We start from the raw sequence: 15,450 nt of genomic DNA, 5'->3' as shown, positions 1-15,450 counted from the left end.
CCGGAAGGGAGATTTCCATGATCGAGACGAAGGGGGTTCCGGCATGAGGACAGCCCTCGTCACAGGCGGTGGCTCCGGCATCGGACAGGCCATCGCGCACCGCCTGGAGGCCGACGGCCTCCAGGTCGCCACCCTCGACCTCAACCCGTCCGACCGAGGCTTCTCCCGGAAGGCCGACGTCTCCGACCGGGCCCAGGTGGACGAGGCGCTGGCCGAGGTCCGCGAGCAGCTCGGCCCGGTGACGGTACTGGTCAACGCGGCGGGCATGGAGGGCTACAAGCGCTTCGCCAACCTCACGTTCGAGGCCTGGCAGCGGGTCATCGACGTCAATCTGCACGGCGTCTTCCACTGCGTGCAGGCGGTCCTGCCCGACATGACGGAGGCCGGCTGGGGCCGGATCGTCAACATCTCCTCGTCCAGCGCGCAGTCCGGCCAGCCGTTCATGACGCACTACGTGGCCGCGAAGTCGGCGGTCAACGGACTGACCAAGGCGCTGGCCCTGGAGCTGGGCCCGCAGGGCATCACCGTGAACGCGGTGCCGCCCGGCTTCATCGACACGCCCATGCTGCGCCGCTCGGAGGAGCGTCAACTCCTGGGCGGGACGGTCGACGAGCACATTCAGCGCACTCCGGTACGGCGGGTCGGGCGCCCCGAGGACATCGCCGCGGCCTGCGCCTTCCTCGTGTCCGAGGAGGCCGGTTACATCACGGGCCAGATCCTCGGCGTGAACGGCGGGCGGAACACATGAGCGGGGGCGGGACCCGCGGCGACGAGACGGGCGCCGAGCGGCACGACACTCCGGCCGAGACGGGCACCGAGCACCGCGAGCACGCGAGCACCGCCGCCGGGAACGGCGTTCGCATCGCCCCGGTGCCGTACGAGGACTGGGACCACGACGTGTTCTCGGTCATCGATCCGCATCGGAGGCTGCCCGAGGCCAACGTCCTCGGGACCCTCCAGCGGCATCCGGCGCTGGCCCGGGCGTTCCTGACGTTCAACATGCACCTCAACACCACGACGCTGCCGGTGCGGGTGCGCGAGCTGGCCGTGCTGCGCGTGGCGTGGCGGCGGGGCAGCCGGTACGAGTGGGCGAGCCACGTCCTGATCGGCCGCAAGGCCGGGGTGACCGAGGACGAGATCGACGAGGTCCGCACGGGCGCCGACACCCTGCTCAACCGGGCGGTGGACGAACTCGACACCGACTCGGGCCTGTCGGACGCGACCTACGCGGCGCTCGCCGCCGACCTGGACCAACACCAGCTGATGGACCTGGTGTTCACCGTCGGCGCCTACACGATGCTCACGATGGCCCTCAACACCTTCGGCGTGGAACTCGACCCCGCGATCTCGGAAGAGAACTTCAGTTTCCCAAAACGAGAATGGTATTCTCACATGCGAGAGGGGTGATCCCATGCCACACTTCAGCAAGCCCGAGGCCGGCAGCTGGACCGAGAACTACCCCGAACTGGGCACCGGCCCGGTCAACTACGAGGACTCCATCGACCCCGCGTACTACCAGGCCGAGAAGGAAGCGATCTTCAAGAGGACCTGGCTGAACGTCGGCCGGGTCGAGCAACTGCCCAAGGCCGGCAGCTACTTCACGAAGGAGCTGGCCGTCGCCGACACCTCACTGGTGATCGTGCGGGGCAGGGACAAGGAGATCCGCGCCTTCCACAACGTCTGCCGCCACCGCGGCAACAAGCTGGTGTGGAACGACTATCCGGGCGAGGAGGTCAAGGGCACCTGCCGCCAGTTCACCTGCAAGTACCACGCCTGGCGCTACAGCCTGGACGGCGAACTGACCTTCGTCCAGCAGGAGCAGGAGTTCTTCGACCTGGACAAGGCGGACTACGGCCTCAAGCTCGTCCGCTGCGAGGTGTGGGAGGGGTTCGTCTTCGTCAACCTCGACCCGGACGCGCAGCCGCTGAAGGAGTACCTCGGCGAGTTCGCCAAGGGCCTGGAGGGCTACCCCTTCCACGAGATGACCGAGGTCTTCACGTACAAGGCGGAGATCGGCAGCAACTGGAAGCTGTTCATCGACGCGTTCGCGGAGTTCTACCACGCGCCCGTCCTGCACATGAAGCAGGCCGTCAAGGACGAGGCCGACAAGCTCTTCAACGTCGGGTACGAGGCGCTGCACTACGAGATCCACCCCCCGCACTCGATGATCTCCTCCTGGGGAGGCATGTCCCCGCCCAAGGACCTGACCATCGTCAAGCCGATCGAACGCGCCCTGCGCAGCGGCCTGTTCGGGCCCTGGGAGGCGCCCGACATCGAGGGCCTGGACAGTCTCCCGACGGGACTCAACCCGGGCCGGCACCGCGCGTGGGGCAACGACTCCTTCGAGTTCTTCCCGAACATGACGCTGCTGATCTGGAAGCCCGGCTGGTACCTGACGTACCACTACTGGCCGACGGCCGTGGACAAGCACCTCTTCGAGGCGAACCTGTACTTCGTGCCCGCCAGGACGGCGCGCGAGCGGCTGAAGCAGGAACTGGCGGCCGTGACGTTCAAGGAGTACGCGCTCCAGGACGGCAACACTCTTGAGGCCACCCAGACGATGCTCAAGAGCCGGGTGGTGACCGACTTCCCGCTCTGCGACCAGGAGTTGCTGCTCCGCCATCTGCACAAGACGGTCGCCGACTACGTCAAGGAGCACACCGATGCTGCCCAGTGAGTTCGCGGCTCTCGAACCGTTCGGCGCGTGGGTCCTGGAGTCCGAGCGCGAGCGGTACGCCAAGCGCCTGGCCAGCTCCATGGAGGAGATGCAGGCCTTCTACGACGCCGCGTTCCCGCTCCTGGAACAGGCCTCCGAGCATCTCGACGCCTTCCCTCTCGCCGAACTCCCTGAGCAGGAGCGCAACTTGCTGCTTCTGATGTTCTCTCTGGTGAACGTGTCGTTCCCGGTCGAGGTCTGGAAGCAGGCCCGGGTGCCCGACAGCGGGGCCGCCTCCATGGACCTCGTCGTCGAGCCGAAGGTCTGACCCGGCGTGCTCACGCTCAAGGCGGCGCGTGTACTGCACGTGGAGACGGGCGAGTTCGAGTCGCCGGGGCTGGTCACCGTCGACGGCGACCGCATCACGCACACCGGCGGGGCGAGCGCGGACACCGGCGGCGAGGTCATCGACCTCGGCGACATGACCCTCCTGCCCGGGCTCATGGACATGGAGGTCAACCTCCTGATGGGCGGCCGGGGTGAGACGCTCGCTCTCTCCCCCGTCCAGGACGATCCCCCGCTGCGGATGCTCCGCGCGGTGGGCAACGCCCGGCGGACCCTGCGCGCGGGCTTCACCACGGTCCGCAACCTCGGCCTGTTCGTGAAGACGGGCGGGTATCTGCTGGACGTCGCGCTGGCCAAGGCCATCGACGCCGGCTGGATCGACGGCCCGCGCATCGTGCCCGCGGGCCACGCCATCACCCCCACCGGCGGGCATCTCGACCCCACGATGTTCGCCGCCTACGCGCCCGGGATCATGCCGCTCTCCCTGGAGGAGGGCATCGCCAACGGAGTGGACGAGGTCCGCAAGGCCGTCCGCTACCAGATCAAGCACGGGGCACGGCTCATCAAGGTCTGTGCGTCCGGGGGCGTGATGTCCCACACCGGCACGCCCGGCGCGCAGCACTACTCCGACGAGGAACTGCGCGCCATCGTCGACGAGGCCCACCGGCGCGGACTCAAGGTGGCGGCCCACACCCATGGGGCGTACGCCGTCCGGTCGGCGGTGGAGGCGGGCATCGACTGCATCGAGCACGGCTTCCTGCTCGACGACGACACCATCGCGCTGATGGCGGAGCGGGGCACCTTCTTGGTGCCGACGACCGCACTCATCGACGGGATGGACCTGTCCCACGCGGCGCCCGTCCTGAAGGAGAAGGCCGCCGAGATCTTCCCGCGGGCGAAGACCGTGGTGGCCAGGGCCGGCAAGGCGGGTGTCCGGATGGCCCTGGGCACGGACGCGCCGGCGATCCCGCACGGCCGCGGCGCCCAGGAGCTGATCGCCCTGGTCGAGCGCGGGATGACTCCTCTGGAGGCGCTGCGGGCGGCGACCGTGAACGCGGCGGAACTGATCGACGCCGACGACAGGGGCCGGGTCGCGGAAGGACTCCTCGCCGACCTGATCGCGGTGCCGGGCGATCCCCTGGAGGATGTCTCCGTGATGGCGGACGTGCGGTTCGTGATGAAGGGCGGGAAGGTCTTCCGAGACGAACGCCGGTGAGCCGGACTCCGCGTCGGGTCGGCCGGGTCCGCCGGGATCGGCGGACCCGGCCCGGCCTACTGGTTCCTGAGGCGTTCCTTCATGGCGTCGAGTTTCGTGAGGATGGGATATCCGGTCACGCTCAGCGCGTTTCCGTGTCCGGTCTCGTGGATGTCGAACACGGACTGGATGGCGGCGTAGAAGCCCTGGACGTCGAGGCTCTGGTTGACGGCTCGCTTGGCCTGGCGGAGGCCGAAGGACGGCATGCGGGCGATCTGCCGGGCCAGGTCCATGGCTTCGGTGCCCAGTCGGTCCAGGGGGACGACCTTGTTGACCATGCCGACCCTCTCCGCCTCCTCGGCGGTGACGGCGCGGCCGGTGAACAGGATCTCCTTGGCCTTGCGCGGTCCCAACTCCCAGGTGTGGCCGTGGTATTCGACTCCTCCGATGCCCATGTGCACGACGGGGTCGGAGAATTCGGCGTTCTCGGCGGCCACGATCAGGTCGCAGGGCCAGCAGAGCATGAGTCCGCCTGCGATGCACTTGCCCTGCACGGCGGCGATCGTCGGTTTGGGCACGTTGCGCCAGCGCAGCGTGTACTCCAGGTAGCGGCGGGTCTCCGCGCTGTAGATCCACTCCAGGGTGATCTCGGCCGGGGCCGGCCAGCGGTCCTTCAGGTCGTGTCCCGACGAGAAGTGCCTGCCGTTGGCCCGCAGGAGGACGACCTTCACGTCCGGGTCGGCCGCGGCCCGGCTCCAGGCCTCGTCGAGGGCGTCGAGCAGTGCCATGTTCTGCGCGTTGGCGGCCTCGGGCCGGTTGAGGGTGATGATCCCCACCCGGTCGTCCACCTCGTACAGGATCTCGTCCATGCGTCTTGTCCTCTGTCGGCTCTCGGGAGGGGCGGCTCTGGCTGCGGAACACGGCGGTGGCACACGGCAGTTGCGGCTACGGCGGGTGCGGCCTGCGACGGTTTCAGCGCGGCAGGCCGAGAATGCGCTCGGCGATGATGTTGCGCTGGATCTCGGAGGTGCCGCCGGCGATGGTCCCGCCGAAGCTGCGCGCGTACCGTTCGAACCAACTGGCGTTGAAGGTCTGCAGGTTCATATGGGTGTACGGCCCGGTCCGCACCGGATGCAGCAGCGACTCGGCCCCGTGCTGTTCGAGGGCGTTCAGCTCGGCGTTCTGCGCGGCCTCCGAGCCGAGCAGTTTGAGCACCGAGATCTCCGCCGGGTCGCGGTCGGGTCCGAGCAGCCGGTAGCCGAGCAGCCGCAGGGCCTGGACGTCCATGTGCAGGGTCGCGAACCATTCCTCGTCGCAGGGCGCGTCCTGGATCAGGGCGTCCATGCGTTCGGCGTAGTGCACCCACAGCAGGGTCCGTTCATGGCCGAGCGAGCCGTTGGCCACGCGCCAGCCCTCGTTGAGGGGGCCGACGAGGTTCGCCTTCGGGACGTGGACGTCGGTGAAGAACACCTCGTTGAAGTCGAGGTCGTCGGGCGCGGCGATGGACCCGAACGGCCGTCGCACCAGGCCTTCGGAGTCGGTGGGGATGAGCAGGACGCTGATGCCCTTGTGCTTGGGCGCGTCGGGATCGGTGCGGACGAAGGTGAGCAGGACGTCGGCGTCGTGCGCGCCCGAGGTCCACACCTTCTGCCCGTTGACGACGAAGTGGTCGCCCTCCAGTGACGCGCGGGTGCGCAGCCCTGCCAGGTCGGAGCCGGCTCCGGGCTCGCTCATGCCGAGCGAGGCGGTGATCTCGGCGCGGAGCAGGGGCACGGCCCAGTCGCGTTTCTGCTCCTCGGTGCCGAAGGTCAGCAGGGAGGCCGCGATGATGTTGAGTCCCTGCGGGTTGAAGCTGTGGTAGATCCGTCGCCGTGACAACTCCTCCAGGTGGGCGACGACTTGGGGCAGGGTGGCGTTGCGGCCGCCGTACTCGGGTGGCTGGGCGGGCAGCAGCCAGCCCGCGTCGAAGAGCTTGCGCTGCCAGCGGCGGGCCCACTCGGGGATGTCCGCGCTGGACCTGGAGTGGACGGTGGCCTCTTCGGGGGTGGGCAGGTGGGTGTCGAGGAAGGCGCTGAACTCCGCGCGGAACGTCTCGACCTCGGGATCGGGGGCCAGCCTCATGCCAGCAGCGCCTTCCTGTGTTCGGACGCCGTGCCGAGGAGCAGGTCCCCGGCCTTGGCCCGCTTGAGATGGATCTGCAGTTCGTTCTCCCACGTGTAGCCCATGGCGCCGAACAGCTGGAACCCGTTGCGGAAACAGACCCGTTGGCACTCCCCGGCGGCGGCCTTGGCCATCGCGGCGGCCCGGCCGGAGCGCGGGTCGTCCTCGGCGATGGTGAGCGCGGAGAAGTAGGCGAGCACCTTGGCGCGTTCGATGGCGACGTACATGTCGGCGGCCTTGTGCTTGACCGCCTGGAACGAGCCGATGGGGACGCCGAACTGGTGCCGCTGCTTCACATGGGCGACGACCAGGTCGAGGATGCGCCGGCAGCTGCCGACCGTGCTGACCGCGAGGCCCATCAGGGCGAGGTCGGGTACGCCGGCGACCAGGTCCGGTGCCTCCACCCGGGCGACGTGCAGGGTCGGGTCGAACACGGACAGCCGCTCGGCGGCGAGTTCCTTTCCGTCCCGTACGACCACGCCCTCCGAGGTGAGCAGGGCGATCTCGTCGGCGCGGTCGGCGTCGAGGACGAACCGTCCCGCGCCGTCGAAGACGCCGGTGCCCGATCCGCGCGGCAGCCGTCCGGCCAGCGGGGCGAACCAGGTGGCCGTGGCGAGGAAGGGCGTCGGATCGGCGGCGTACCCCAACTCCTCCAGGACGATGGCGAGTTCCACCGGCGGGGCGTCGAGCCAGCCCAACTCCAGGTAGGTGTACCAGAGTTGTTCCTCGGGCAGGGACCGTGACTTGGTGACCGTTTCGCGGACCACTCGCTGGAGCAGCCGCTGTCCGTCGTCGAACTCAAACTCCATGCGCGACCTCCAGAAGGACCTTGCCGATGGCGCGCCGGCCCAGGGCGAGGGCCTCGGCGACGTCGGCGAGCGGATACACGGCGTGCACGCGGGGCCGGATCCTGCCCGCGGCGAACAGTCCGTGGAGTTCGGTGCGGGCGGTGACCAGGTCGTCCCGCCGGTGCCGGGCCCAGCCGCCGAGGTCGAAGCCGTGCAGGCTGACGCCTTTGAGCAGGGGGAGGTTGAGCGGGATGTGTGGGATCTCGCCACTCGCGAACCCCACGCTGACGAACCGCCCGCCCCAGCGCATGGCCCGCAGCGCCTCCTCAGCGTATGGCCCGCCGACCGGGTCGATGACGACATCGGCGCCGCCCGCGTCCCGCAGGCTCCGCTTCAGCTCGTCGTACGGCAACGTGACCCGCGCGCCCTGCTCGGCGCACGCCGCGCGTTTCTCCTCGGTCGAGGCGACGGCGATCACCTCCGCGCCGAGCAGCGCGGCGAGTTCGACGGTGGCGAGACCGACTCCGCCGGCCGCGCCGAGCACGGCGACGCGTTCGCCGGGCCGTACGCCGGCGACGAGGCGGAGGGCGTCGTAGGCGGTGGCGTGGCTGACGCCGAAGGCCGCCGCGCGCTGGGTGGGGATGCCGTCGGGGATGCGGCTCAGGGCGGCGGGGCGGGCGGTGACGCGTTCGGCGAAGGCGCCGACGAACATCGAGCCGAAGACCCGCTCGCCCTTCTCGAATCCGTGCGCGGAGGCGGCGACCACGCCGGCGAACTCGCTGCCGGGGGTGAAGGGCGGTTCCGCCGTGACCTGGTAGGTGCCGTCGATGACGAGGACGTCGGCGAAGTTGACGGCCGCGTGGTGCACGTCGACCGGAATGCCGTTCTCCTCGGTGAACTCCGGTCCTGAGAAAGGAGGTTCGGGGATGTCCTCGACGACCACCGGGCCGCCGACGGTGTGGCAGCGGGCGGCTCTCATAGCCGGGTGGTCGCGGCGAGTTCGGCCGCCTGGGCGGCCATCTGCAGGACGACGTCGCCGTAGTGGGCCATCTTCGGGTTGCCGCCCTCGCCCCGGACGTGGCGGGCGTAGCCGCCTTCGAGGACCACGGCCATCTTGAAGCGGGCGAGGATCACGTAGTAGTCGATCTCGCTGACGTCCCGGCCGCTGACCTTGGCGTAGTGCTCCAGCAGGTCGGCGCGGTCGGGCATGCCGGTGTAGTCGACATAGCCCTTCCGGGTGCGGTCCTCGTCGGCGTCCGGCCAGCCCATGATCACCCAGCCGAGGTCGAGCAACGGGTCCCCGACGGTGGCCATTTCGAAGTCGACGAGGGCGGCGAGCCTGGCGGGTGCGCCGTGCTGGAACATGACGTTGGCGAACTGGTAGTCGCCGTGGATGATGCCGGGTTCCCAGTGGGCGGGGCGGTGTTCCCGCAGCCAGGCGGCGGCGCTCTCCAGGCCGGGTATCTCGCGGAAGCTGAACGCGGCGAGGTGGGCGAGCCAGCGGTCGACCTGCCGGTCGTGGAAGCCGTCCGGGCGGCCGAAGCCCTCCAGGCCCTGTGCGCGCCAGTCCACGTTGCCCAACTTGGCGATGCCCTCGACGAGTTGGTAGGCGAGGCCGGGGCGCAGCGACGGGTCGCCGAGGAAGGGTTCGGGCCAGCCGTCGGAGGTCATCGGGGACCAGCCGTCGACATGGGCCATGAGGTAGAAGCAGGAGCCGAGCACGCTCGTGTCGTCGCACACGGCGATCGCCTCGGGGTGCGGGACGTCCGTGCCGTTGAGCGCCCTGAGCACGCGGTACTCGCGGAGCATGGTCTCGTTGCGTCCCGGCGGGACCTTCTCCGGCGGTTTGCGCAGCACCATGCTCACGTCGCCGCGGCGGACGCCGTAGATGTCGTTGGAGGTGCCTCCGGAGATGTACGACGTCTCGACGGGTTCGCCGGGGGCGATGCCCTGGTCGTCCAGCCAGCGGGCGAGGGATTCCGTATGCGCGAGCGTCACAGCAGGTCCTCCAACTGCTTCCGGGCCCAGGCGCGGCGAGTGGGCAGGTGCTGGGTCGGCCAGAGGCCTGGGGCGGCTTCGTAGCCGCGCAGCAGGTCACGGGCGACGGTGATCTTGTGGACCTCGGTGGGGCCGTCGACGACGGCCATGACGGCGGCGCCGTTCCACATGTCGGAGAACGGCATCTCGTTCGAGACGCCGAGCGCTCCGTGCAGGTGCATCGAGCGGTACACGATGTCGTGCAGCACCTTGGGGGTGAGGAACTTGATGGCGGCGATGTCCTTACGGACCCGCTTGTAGTCCTGGTACGTGTCGATCTGCCAGGCGGTGTGGAGCACGAACAGCCGGAACTGGGCGAGTTGGGCGTAGGAGTCGGCGAGGTCGGCGCGCACGAGCTGCTTGTCCGCGAGGCGCTCTCCCTGGGTCTCGCGGGACAGGGCGCGCTCGGCCATCATGTCGAGCGCCTTCTGGCTCTGGCCCACGACCCGCATGGCGTGGTGGACGCGCCCGCCGCCGAGCCGGGTCTGGGCGATCGCGAAGGCCTGGCCCTCGCCGCCGAGCAGCGCGTCGGCGGGGACGCGGACGCCGTCGTAGGCGATGAGCGCGTGCATGCCCTCGTCGGTGGCCTCGCCCATGATGCCGAGGTGGCGCTCGATGCGGACGCCGGGGGTGTCGCTGGGCACGAGGAACATCGACATGCCCTTGTACGGGCTGACGTCGGGGTTCGTCACGGCCATCACGATGACGAACCGCGAGGTGCGGGCGTTGGAGGAGAAGAACTTGCGTCCGGTGATGACCCACTCGTCCCCGTCGCGCTCGGCGCGGGTGGTGAACATCGTCGGGTCGGCGCCGGCCTGGGGCTCGGTCATGGAGAAGCAGGAGAAGCACTCGCCCTCCAGCAAGGGTTCGAGATAGCGCTTCTTCTGCTCGTCGGTGCCGTAGCGGGCGATGATCTCGGCGTTCCCGGTGTCGGGCGCGGCCGTGCCGAAGATGACGGGGGCCCAACTCGACTGGCCCAGGATCTCGTTGATGAGCGCCAGCTTCACCTGGCCGAAGCCGCGCCCGCCCAGTTCGGGGCCGAGGTGCGGTGCCCACAGGCCCGCGTCACGGACCTGTTGCTTCAACGTCCGCACCACGGGGCCGAGTTCGTCGTCCAGGGGATGGTAGGCGCGGTCCGGGTGGAGCAGGTCGAGCGCGTCGACGCGCTCGGAGCGGAACTGTCTGATCCACTCCAGCTTCTCCTCGAACTCCGGCTCGGTGGAAAAGTCCCATGCCATGTCAGACGAACCTCCTGCCAACCCGGACGGATGGCCGTGAGAATATCATTCTCATCTCACGCAAGTAAGGGTCTCGAAACTTGCGGTGCGTCCTTCGGTAGGGGAAGCCGATGTGTTACCGCTGAAGTGGAGTATCGTTCTTCTTGTGACAGCTGTCCCCGAAGAGCAACCAGCCTGGCGCCAGCGCGCCGTCGAGCGTTCCACCCGCGCCGCGAAGCTCCGCGCCGAACAGCGTGTACAGCGCTTCCTGGACGCGGCGCAGGAACTCATCGCGGAGAAGCGGACGACGGACTTCACGGTCCAGGAGGTCGTGGACCGCTCCAAACAGTCACTGCGCAGCTTCTACCAGCACTTCGACGGCAAACACGAGCTGCTGCTCGCCCTGTTCGAGGACGCGCTGTCCACGTCGGCGGCGGAGATCCGCGAGACGGCCGGTGCTCAATCGGATCCGCTCGAAGCACTCCGGCTCGCGGTGGAGATGCTCTTCCAGCAGTCGCTGTCCAACCCCGGTGTCGAGCGCCCCCTGTTCAGCGACTTCGCGCTCCAGCTGCTGGTGAAGCACCCCGCGCAGGTGGCCACCGCCCATCTCCCGCTGCTCCAGGTGTTCACGGAGCTGGTCGAGCGGGCCGAGGACGCCGGTGTCATCCCGGCCGGGAAGCCCCGCCGTCAGGCCTCGATCCTGATGCAGACGGTCATGTTCGTCGCACAGGGCAACGGAGTTCCGTCCGACAGCCACGCCGCCGCGGTCACGGCCGAGGAGGTCTGGCAGTTCTGCCTCGGCGGCCTCTCGGGTGCCCCGGTGCGCAACTGACGGACCCTCGACAGCAGCGTGATTGACGCTCTCCACAACGGAGAGTACGGTTCTCGCCCACCGCAACGGGAGGTGGGCGATGACCGAGCCGCTACGGCAAGGGGTACAGCGCTACCGGGTCGTGCAGTGGGCCACCGGCACCATCGGCGCCCGCACGATGCGTGCCGTACTGGAGCATCCGCGGCTGACCCTGGCCGGCGTGTACGTCCATACGCCGGCCAAGTCAGGCCTGGACGCGGGTGAGTTGAGCGGAGGCGACGCCGGTGTCACCGGGGTCGTCGCCACGCACGACATCGACGAGATCCTGGCACTGGGCGCCGACTGCGTCCTCTACACCCCGCGCGCCTGCGACTTCGACGAGGTGTGCGCGCTGCTCGCGTCCGGGGTGAACGTCGTGTCCACGCGCGGCGAGTTCCATCACGCACCCAGCCTGGACCCGGTGGTGCGCAAGCGGGTCGAGGAAGCGTGCGCGCGCGGCGGGACCTCCGTCCACAGCACCGGCAGCAGCCCGGGGTTCATCACGGAGGCGCTGCCGTTGGCGCTCACCTCGATCCAGCGGCGGCTCGACGCGCTGACGATCGACGAGTTCGCGGATCTCTCCCAACGGGCCTCCCCCGGGCTGCTGTTCGAGGTGATGGGCTTCGGCCGGCCCCCTGCCGAGTTCGGTGAACAGCGGCTGGCCGGGCTGCGGGACAGCTTCGGCCCTTCGTTGCGGCTGCTCGCCGAGGCACTCTCCGTACCGCTCGACTCGGTGGAGGCGGTCGGCGAGGCCGCGACCGCCCGGAGCACCACGCGAATCGCCGCGGGCACGCTGCCCGAAGGCACGGTCGCCGCGCAGCGGATCACCGTGTCCGGGCTGCGCGAAGGCCGACCGCTGCTGCGGTTCCGCGCGCACTGGTACTGCACCACCGACCTCGACCCCGCGTGGGACCTCCGCGCGACCGGCTGGCACGTGTCGGTCGAGGGGGATGCGCCGCTCGATGTCGATCTGCGGTTTCCCGTGCCGCTCGACCGCATGGCCGCGATGTCCCCGTCCTACACCGCCAACCGGGCCGTCAACGCCGTACCGTTCGTCTGCGCGGCACCCCCGGGTATCCGCTCCACGGCCGAGCTCCCGCAGATCGTCGCCGACCTCCACTGAGGCCGACGCGATCGACGCGACCGGCGGGCACCGGCTGTCCTCGACTGTCCCCGGCTACCAACCAGTCCCCGTTCAGCGGGACTTGGACAGTCCGTGCCCGGATCTCAGACCGTGCTCGCGGGCGCCGCGGTCTCCGGCTCGCCGTCCTCGTCGATCGCGTACTTCAGGAAGTCGTCGACCATGCGGTGGAACAGCGTGGCCAGTTGCTGCAGTTCGTCCGTCGACCACTCGGAGAGGGCCATCTGCATCCCGCGCGCACCCGCGTCCCGGACGCTGACCACGGCCTTCCGGCCGGCCTCGGTCAGCTCGATCCGCTGGGCCCGGCGGTCGTCCGGGTCGGGCACCCGGGTGACGTAGCCGGACTTCTGCAGCTGCTGGACCGTCCGCGTCACATGCGAGGCCTCCACGCCGAGGCGCTGGGCCAGCTCCCCCGGGCGCAGCGGGTCGGAGTCGGCGATCTGCCGCAGCAACGCCACCGCCGCCCGGTCCAGCGGTACCCCGGCGAGGGCCATCAGCCGGTCGTGCTGGCGGGCACGCGTGCTCAGGTAGGTGATCCGAGTGAGGGCTCGCTCGATCTCGGTCACCTCCGGGGAGGCGGGCTCTGCGGGGATCGGTGGTGTGGACATGGAACCCACTTTACCATATCGTTGCGTAACTCAAGTAAGTCACGGCGTGCGGTTCCCACCACCGCTGCGGAGAGAGTACTTCCCGGGAGTCCCGCCGCTCAGGCGCCCCCGCTCCCTGCGCCGCTAGCGCTGCGGACGGGACCCACGGCATGGTCCCGCAGCGGCCCCACGGACAGCCCGCGCGCCGCGCAGGTGTCGAGGATGCGCGGCACGGCACCGAGGGTGGCCTGCCAGGAGCCGGGAGCCGAGGTGCAGTCGGAGTCGTGGAGCAGGGCGGTGCCGCCGCCGCGCAGGTCGCCGGTGACCGTCCGGTGCACGGACTCGGGTGTGGCGCGTGCCCGCCAGTCCTCGCCCCACGCCGTCCACAGCACGGGCGTGAGGTCCAGGCGGCGGGCCGCGAGGTGGGCGGCGGTCGACATCACGCCGTAGGGCGGGCGGAAGAGGCGGGGCGCGCTTCCGGTGAGGTCGCCGACCGCGTCGCGGGCGCGGGCCAGGTCGTCACGGGTGGCGCGGGGGCCGCGCAGCAGCAACGGGCGGTGCAGCCAGCCGTGGACGGCGATCTCGTGTCCGGCGGCGGCGATCTCCCGTACGAGGCCGGGGGCGCGTACCGCCTGCCGGCCGAGGAGGAAGAAGGTCGCGTGCACACGGCGCTCGTCGAGCAGCCGCAGGAAGAGAGGGGTCGACAGCGGGTCAGGCCCGTCGTCGAAGGTGAGCGCCACGTGATCCGGACGGCCGCGGCCGGCGAGACGGGGCATGACGCGGTTGCGGAGCGGGCCGTAGGTGGAGAGGACCGGGGCGGCGTACGCGGCGGCGAGGACCGGGAGCGCGGGGAGCGCGATGCGGGCGGTCGCGCGGAGGAGGCGGGCGGCGGTCATGCGTGCCGTCCCTTCGCGTGCGGCCCGTGCGGCCCCTGGCCCGTGTGGTGTTCGTGGGGCAGGTCGTCCAGGTCGAGGTGGTGGCCTATCGCCTGCATCAGGTCCGGGGCGCCTTCGGTGGTGGCGACCGCCGTGCCGACCGCGCCCGCCCAGACCGCGCAGGCCAGGGCGGTGGTGGTGGCGAGGCGGAAGGCGGCCGGGCGGACGGTCCGCCGTGGGGCGGAGGTGGCCGTGGGGGCGGCGCCGGCGCGGCAGACGCGGGCCGTTTCGGCGGCCGGGCCGTGGGCGTCGGCCGTGAACAGGGCGTGGGCCGCCCGCCGTTGGAGCAGACCGCGCGGGCCGTCGATCAACTCGGCCAGGACGTCCTTGAGTTGGGACGGTTCGCGGATCCACGCGGCGACGCCCGCCTCGTCCAGGGCGGCGGCGTTGGTGAGGCCGTGGCCGGGTATGCAGCCGTAGCTCGCGACGGGCAGGCCCGTGGCGAACGCCTCCAGGGAGGTCAGGCCGCCCGCGTTCTGGACCAGGACGTCGGCCGCGTGCATCAGGCCGGGCATGTCGTCGACCCAGCCGTGCACGTGCTCGATGCCGTCCGCGCGCAACTGCTCGGCGAGCGTGTCGTTGCGGCCGCAGACCACGAGCGGTACGGCCGCGCCGCAGTCGCGCAGGTCCCGGGCGACCGCACGGACCGGGCCCACCCCCCAGGAACCGGCGACGAGCAGGGCCAGTGGAGCGGTGGGAGGCAGGCCGAAGCGAGCACGGGCCGCGGCGCGTTCCGGCGCGGGCACGGGGTGGAAGCGCGGGTCGGCGACCGGGCCGCACACGCGGACGTCGCGCGCCCCGGCGGCCCGGGCCTGCGCGGCGGGCACGGCGTGCAGTGCGAGGTGGACGTCGACGCCGTCGGCCACCCACAGCGGGTGCACGGAGAAGTCGGTGAGGTAGGTGAGGACGGGCACGGTCAGCCGGCCGTCCAGCCGGAGCGAGCCCAGGACCCGGCTCGCGCCCGGGTAGGTCGACACGACGGCGCCGGTGTCGGCGGGCAGTGCGCGCAGCAGCCGTGTCTCGGCGGAGCGCAGCAGGGCCCGCGCGAGGGGGCCGCCGCCGCCCGCGCGTTCGGTCCTGTTGTAGATCCGCTGGTAGATCCAGGGCGCCCGGACGAGCAGGCGGTGGTAGCCGTCCCGGACGAGTCGGCCGAGCCGGGCGGGCAGCACGTCCAGCAGGTCGAACCGGTCGACCGCCAGTCCGGCCGCGAGCAGGCGCCGCTCCAGCTCGGTGGCGGCGCCGTCGTGACCGGCCCCGACGCTCGCCGAGACGATCACGATCCGCTCGGCCGACGAGGGACGGCACGCCGTGTTTCCGGGGTGGGGCATGGGCTTTTTCCTCCGCGGGTGGAGTGGAGCGGCGAAACTCTACAACATGTAGTAGCTAGGCTCGTACGACATGTAGTAGTTCGAGACGGCACGGCCCCGGTCGCCGTCCCGATCAGTCCCTTGACCGGCCCCTCACCCGGACACTCCGAGCCCTGGCGCACTTCCTACAGGCCGTAGTAGACAGCCGGGTAGGCTGGGCAACCGAGCGAGG

Annotated in this window: 16 protein-coding genes; 7 read left to right on the top strand and 9 right to left on the bottom strand. The window is 70.5% G+C overall.

Going from position 1 to position 15,450, the window contains the following annotated elements:
• Positions 1-43 precede the first annotated feature (43 nt).
• Genes ACIPTO_RS36290 through ACIPTO_RS36270 form a run of 5 tightly spaced genes read left to right on the top strand, consistent with a single transcriptional unit; the run spans position 44 to position 4,217 of the window.
• A complete protein-coding gene (locus tag ACIPTO_RS36290; RefSeq protein ID WP_401199180.1) occupies positions 44-748 on the top strand; it encodes an SDR family NAD(P)-dependent oxidoreductase in 705 nt (234 codons plus the stop codon).
• Positions 745-1,407, top strand: a complete 663-nt coding sequence (locus ACIPTO_RS36285) for a carboxymuconolactone decarboxylase family protein (protein ID WP_401199178.1) — start codon at positions 745-747, stop codon at positions 1,405-1,407. Before ACIPTO_RS36290 ends, ACIPTO_RS36285 begins: the two co-directional genes overlap by 4 nt.
• A 4-nt stretch (positions 1,408-1,411) precedes the next feature.
• Positions 1,412-2,677, top strand: coding sequence for an aromatic ring-hydroxylating dioxygenase subunit alpha (locus tag ACIPTO_RS36280; RefSeq protein WP_366315694.1), 1,266 nt, complete (start codon positions 1,412-1,414; stop codon positions 2,675-2,677).
• Positions 2,664-2,984: a hypothetical protein gene (locus tag ACIPTO_RS36275; protein ID WP_366315696.1), complete on the top strand. Its 321-nt coding sequence runs from the start codon at positions 2,664-2,666 to the stop codon at positions 2,982-2,984. The genes ACIPTO_RS36280 and ACIPTO_RS36275 overlap by 14 nt, the downstream gene beginning before the upstream one ends.
• Before the next feature lie 6 nt (positions 2,985-2,990).
• The gene (locus ACIPTO_RS36270) at positions 2,991-4,217 is read left to right on the top strand and encodes an amidohydrolase family protein (RefSeq protein ID WP_401199175.1); all 1,227 of its coding nucleotides are present in this window, start codon (positions 2,991-2,993) and stop codon (positions 4,215-4,217) included.
• A gap of 56 nt (positions 4,218-4,273) precedes the next feature.
• On the opposite strand, the gene ACIPTO_RS36265 is transcribed toward ACIPTO_RS36270, so the two are convergent.
• The 6 genes from ACIPTO_RS36265 to ACIPTO_RS36240 form a co-directional block, all read right to left on the bottom strand.
• Positions 4,274-5,065 (bottom strand): enoyl-CoA hydratase, encoded by a 792-nt coding sequence (locus ACIPTO_RS36265; RefSeq protein ID WP_401199173.1) that lies wholly within the window; start codon positions 5,063-5,065, stop codon positions 4,274-4,276.
• A 103-nt stretch (positions 5,066-5,168) separates the two neighbouring features.
• Entirely contained in the window at positions 5,169-6,317 is a 1,149-nt protein-coding gene (locus ACIPTO_RS36260; RefSeq protein WP_366315701.1) for an acyl-CoA dehydrogenase family protein, read from the bottom strand.
• Positions 6,314-7,165, bottom strand: coding sequence for an acyl-CoA dehydrogenase family protein (locus ACIPTO_RS36255; protein WP_401199171.1), 852 nt, complete (start codon positions 7,163-7,165; stop codon positions 6,314-6,316). Before ACIPTO_RS36255 ends, ACIPTO_RS36260 begins: the two co-directional genes overlap by 4 nt.
• A complete protein-coding gene (locus tag ACIPTO_RS36250; RefSeq protein WP_401199169.1) occupies positions 7,155-8,123 on the bottom strand; it encodes an NADPH:quinone oxidoreductase family protein in 969 nt (322 codons plus the stop codon). The genes ACIPTO_RS36255 and ACIPTO_RS36250 overlap by 11 nt, the downstream gene beginning before the upstream one ends.
• Positions 8,120-9,142 (bottom strand): phosphotransferase family protein, encoded by a 1,023-nt coding sequence (locus ACIPTO_RS36245; protein WP_401199167.1) that lies wholly within the window; start codon positions 9,140-9,142, stop codon positions 8,120-8,122. The genes ACIPTO_RS36250 and ACIPTO_RS36245 overlap by 4 nt, the downstream gene beginning before the upstream one ends.
• Positions 9,139-10,419, bottom strand: a complete 1,281-nt coding sequence (locus ACIPTO_RS36240; RefSeq protein ID WP_401199165.1) for an acyl-CoA dehydrogenase family protein — start codon at positions 10,417-10,419, stop codon at positions 9,139-9,141. The genes ACIPTO_RS36245 and ACIPTO_RS36240 overlap by 4 nt, the downstream gene beginning before the upstream one ends.
• A gap of 145 nt (positions 10,420-10,564) precedes the next feature.
• On the opposite strand from ACIPTO_RS36240, the gene ACIPTO_RS36235 reads away from it, so the two are divergent.
• Positions 10,565-11,230: a TetR/AcrR family transcriptional regulator gene (locus ACIPTO_RS36235; RefSeq protein WP_401199163.1), complete on the top strand. Its 666-nt coding sequence runs from the start codon at positions 10,565-10,567 to the stop codon at positions 11,228-11,230.
• Positions 11,231-11,309: 79 nt separating this feature from the next.
• Positions 11,310-12,371, top strand: coding sequence for a dihydrodipicolinate reductase (locus tag ACIPTO_RS36230; protein ID WP_401199161.1), 1,062 nt, complete (start codon positions 11,310-11,312; stop codon positions 12,369-12,371).
• 104 nt (positions 12,372-12,475) lie between these two features.
• On the opposite strand, the gene ACIPTO_RS36225 is transcribed toward ACIPTO_RS36230, so the two are convergent.
• The 3 genes from ACIPTO_RS36225 to ACIPTO_RS36215 all read right to left on the bottom strand — a co-directional run bounded on the left by ACIPTO_RS36225 (position 12,476) and on the right by ACIPTO_RS36215 (position 15,239).
• Positions 12,476-12,997 (bottom strand): MarR family winged helix-turn-helix transcriptional regulator, encoded by a 522-nt coding sequence (locus tag ACIPTO_RS36225; RefSeq protein ID WP_401199159.1) that lies wholly within the window; start codon positions 12,995-12,997, stop codon positions 12,476-12,478.
• Between the two features lie 98 nt (positions 12,998-13,095).
• On the bottom strand, positions 13,096-13,872 hold the full coding sequence (locus ACIPTO_RS36220) for a polysaccharide deacetylase family protein (protein ID WP_401199157.1): 777 nt from the start codon (positions 13,870-13,872) through the stop codon (positions 13,096-13,098).
• Positions 13,869-15,239: a glycosyltransferase gene (locus ACIPTO_RS36215; protein WP_401199155.1), complete on the bottom strand. Its 1,371-nt coding sequence runs from the start codon at positions 15,237-15,239 to the stop codon at positions 13,869-13,871. The genes ACIPTO_RS36220 and ACIPTO_RS36215 overlap by 4 nt, the downstream gene beginning before the upstream one ends.
• Positions 15,240-15,450 lie beyond the last annotated feature (211 nt).

This window comes from Streptomyces sp. NPDC090083 (genome assembly GCF_044747445.1).
GTDB lineage: Bacteria > Actinomycetota > Actinomycetes > Streptomycetales > Streptomycetaceae > Streptomyces.
This window is presented reverse-complemented; position numbering and strand designations above follow the sequence as displayed.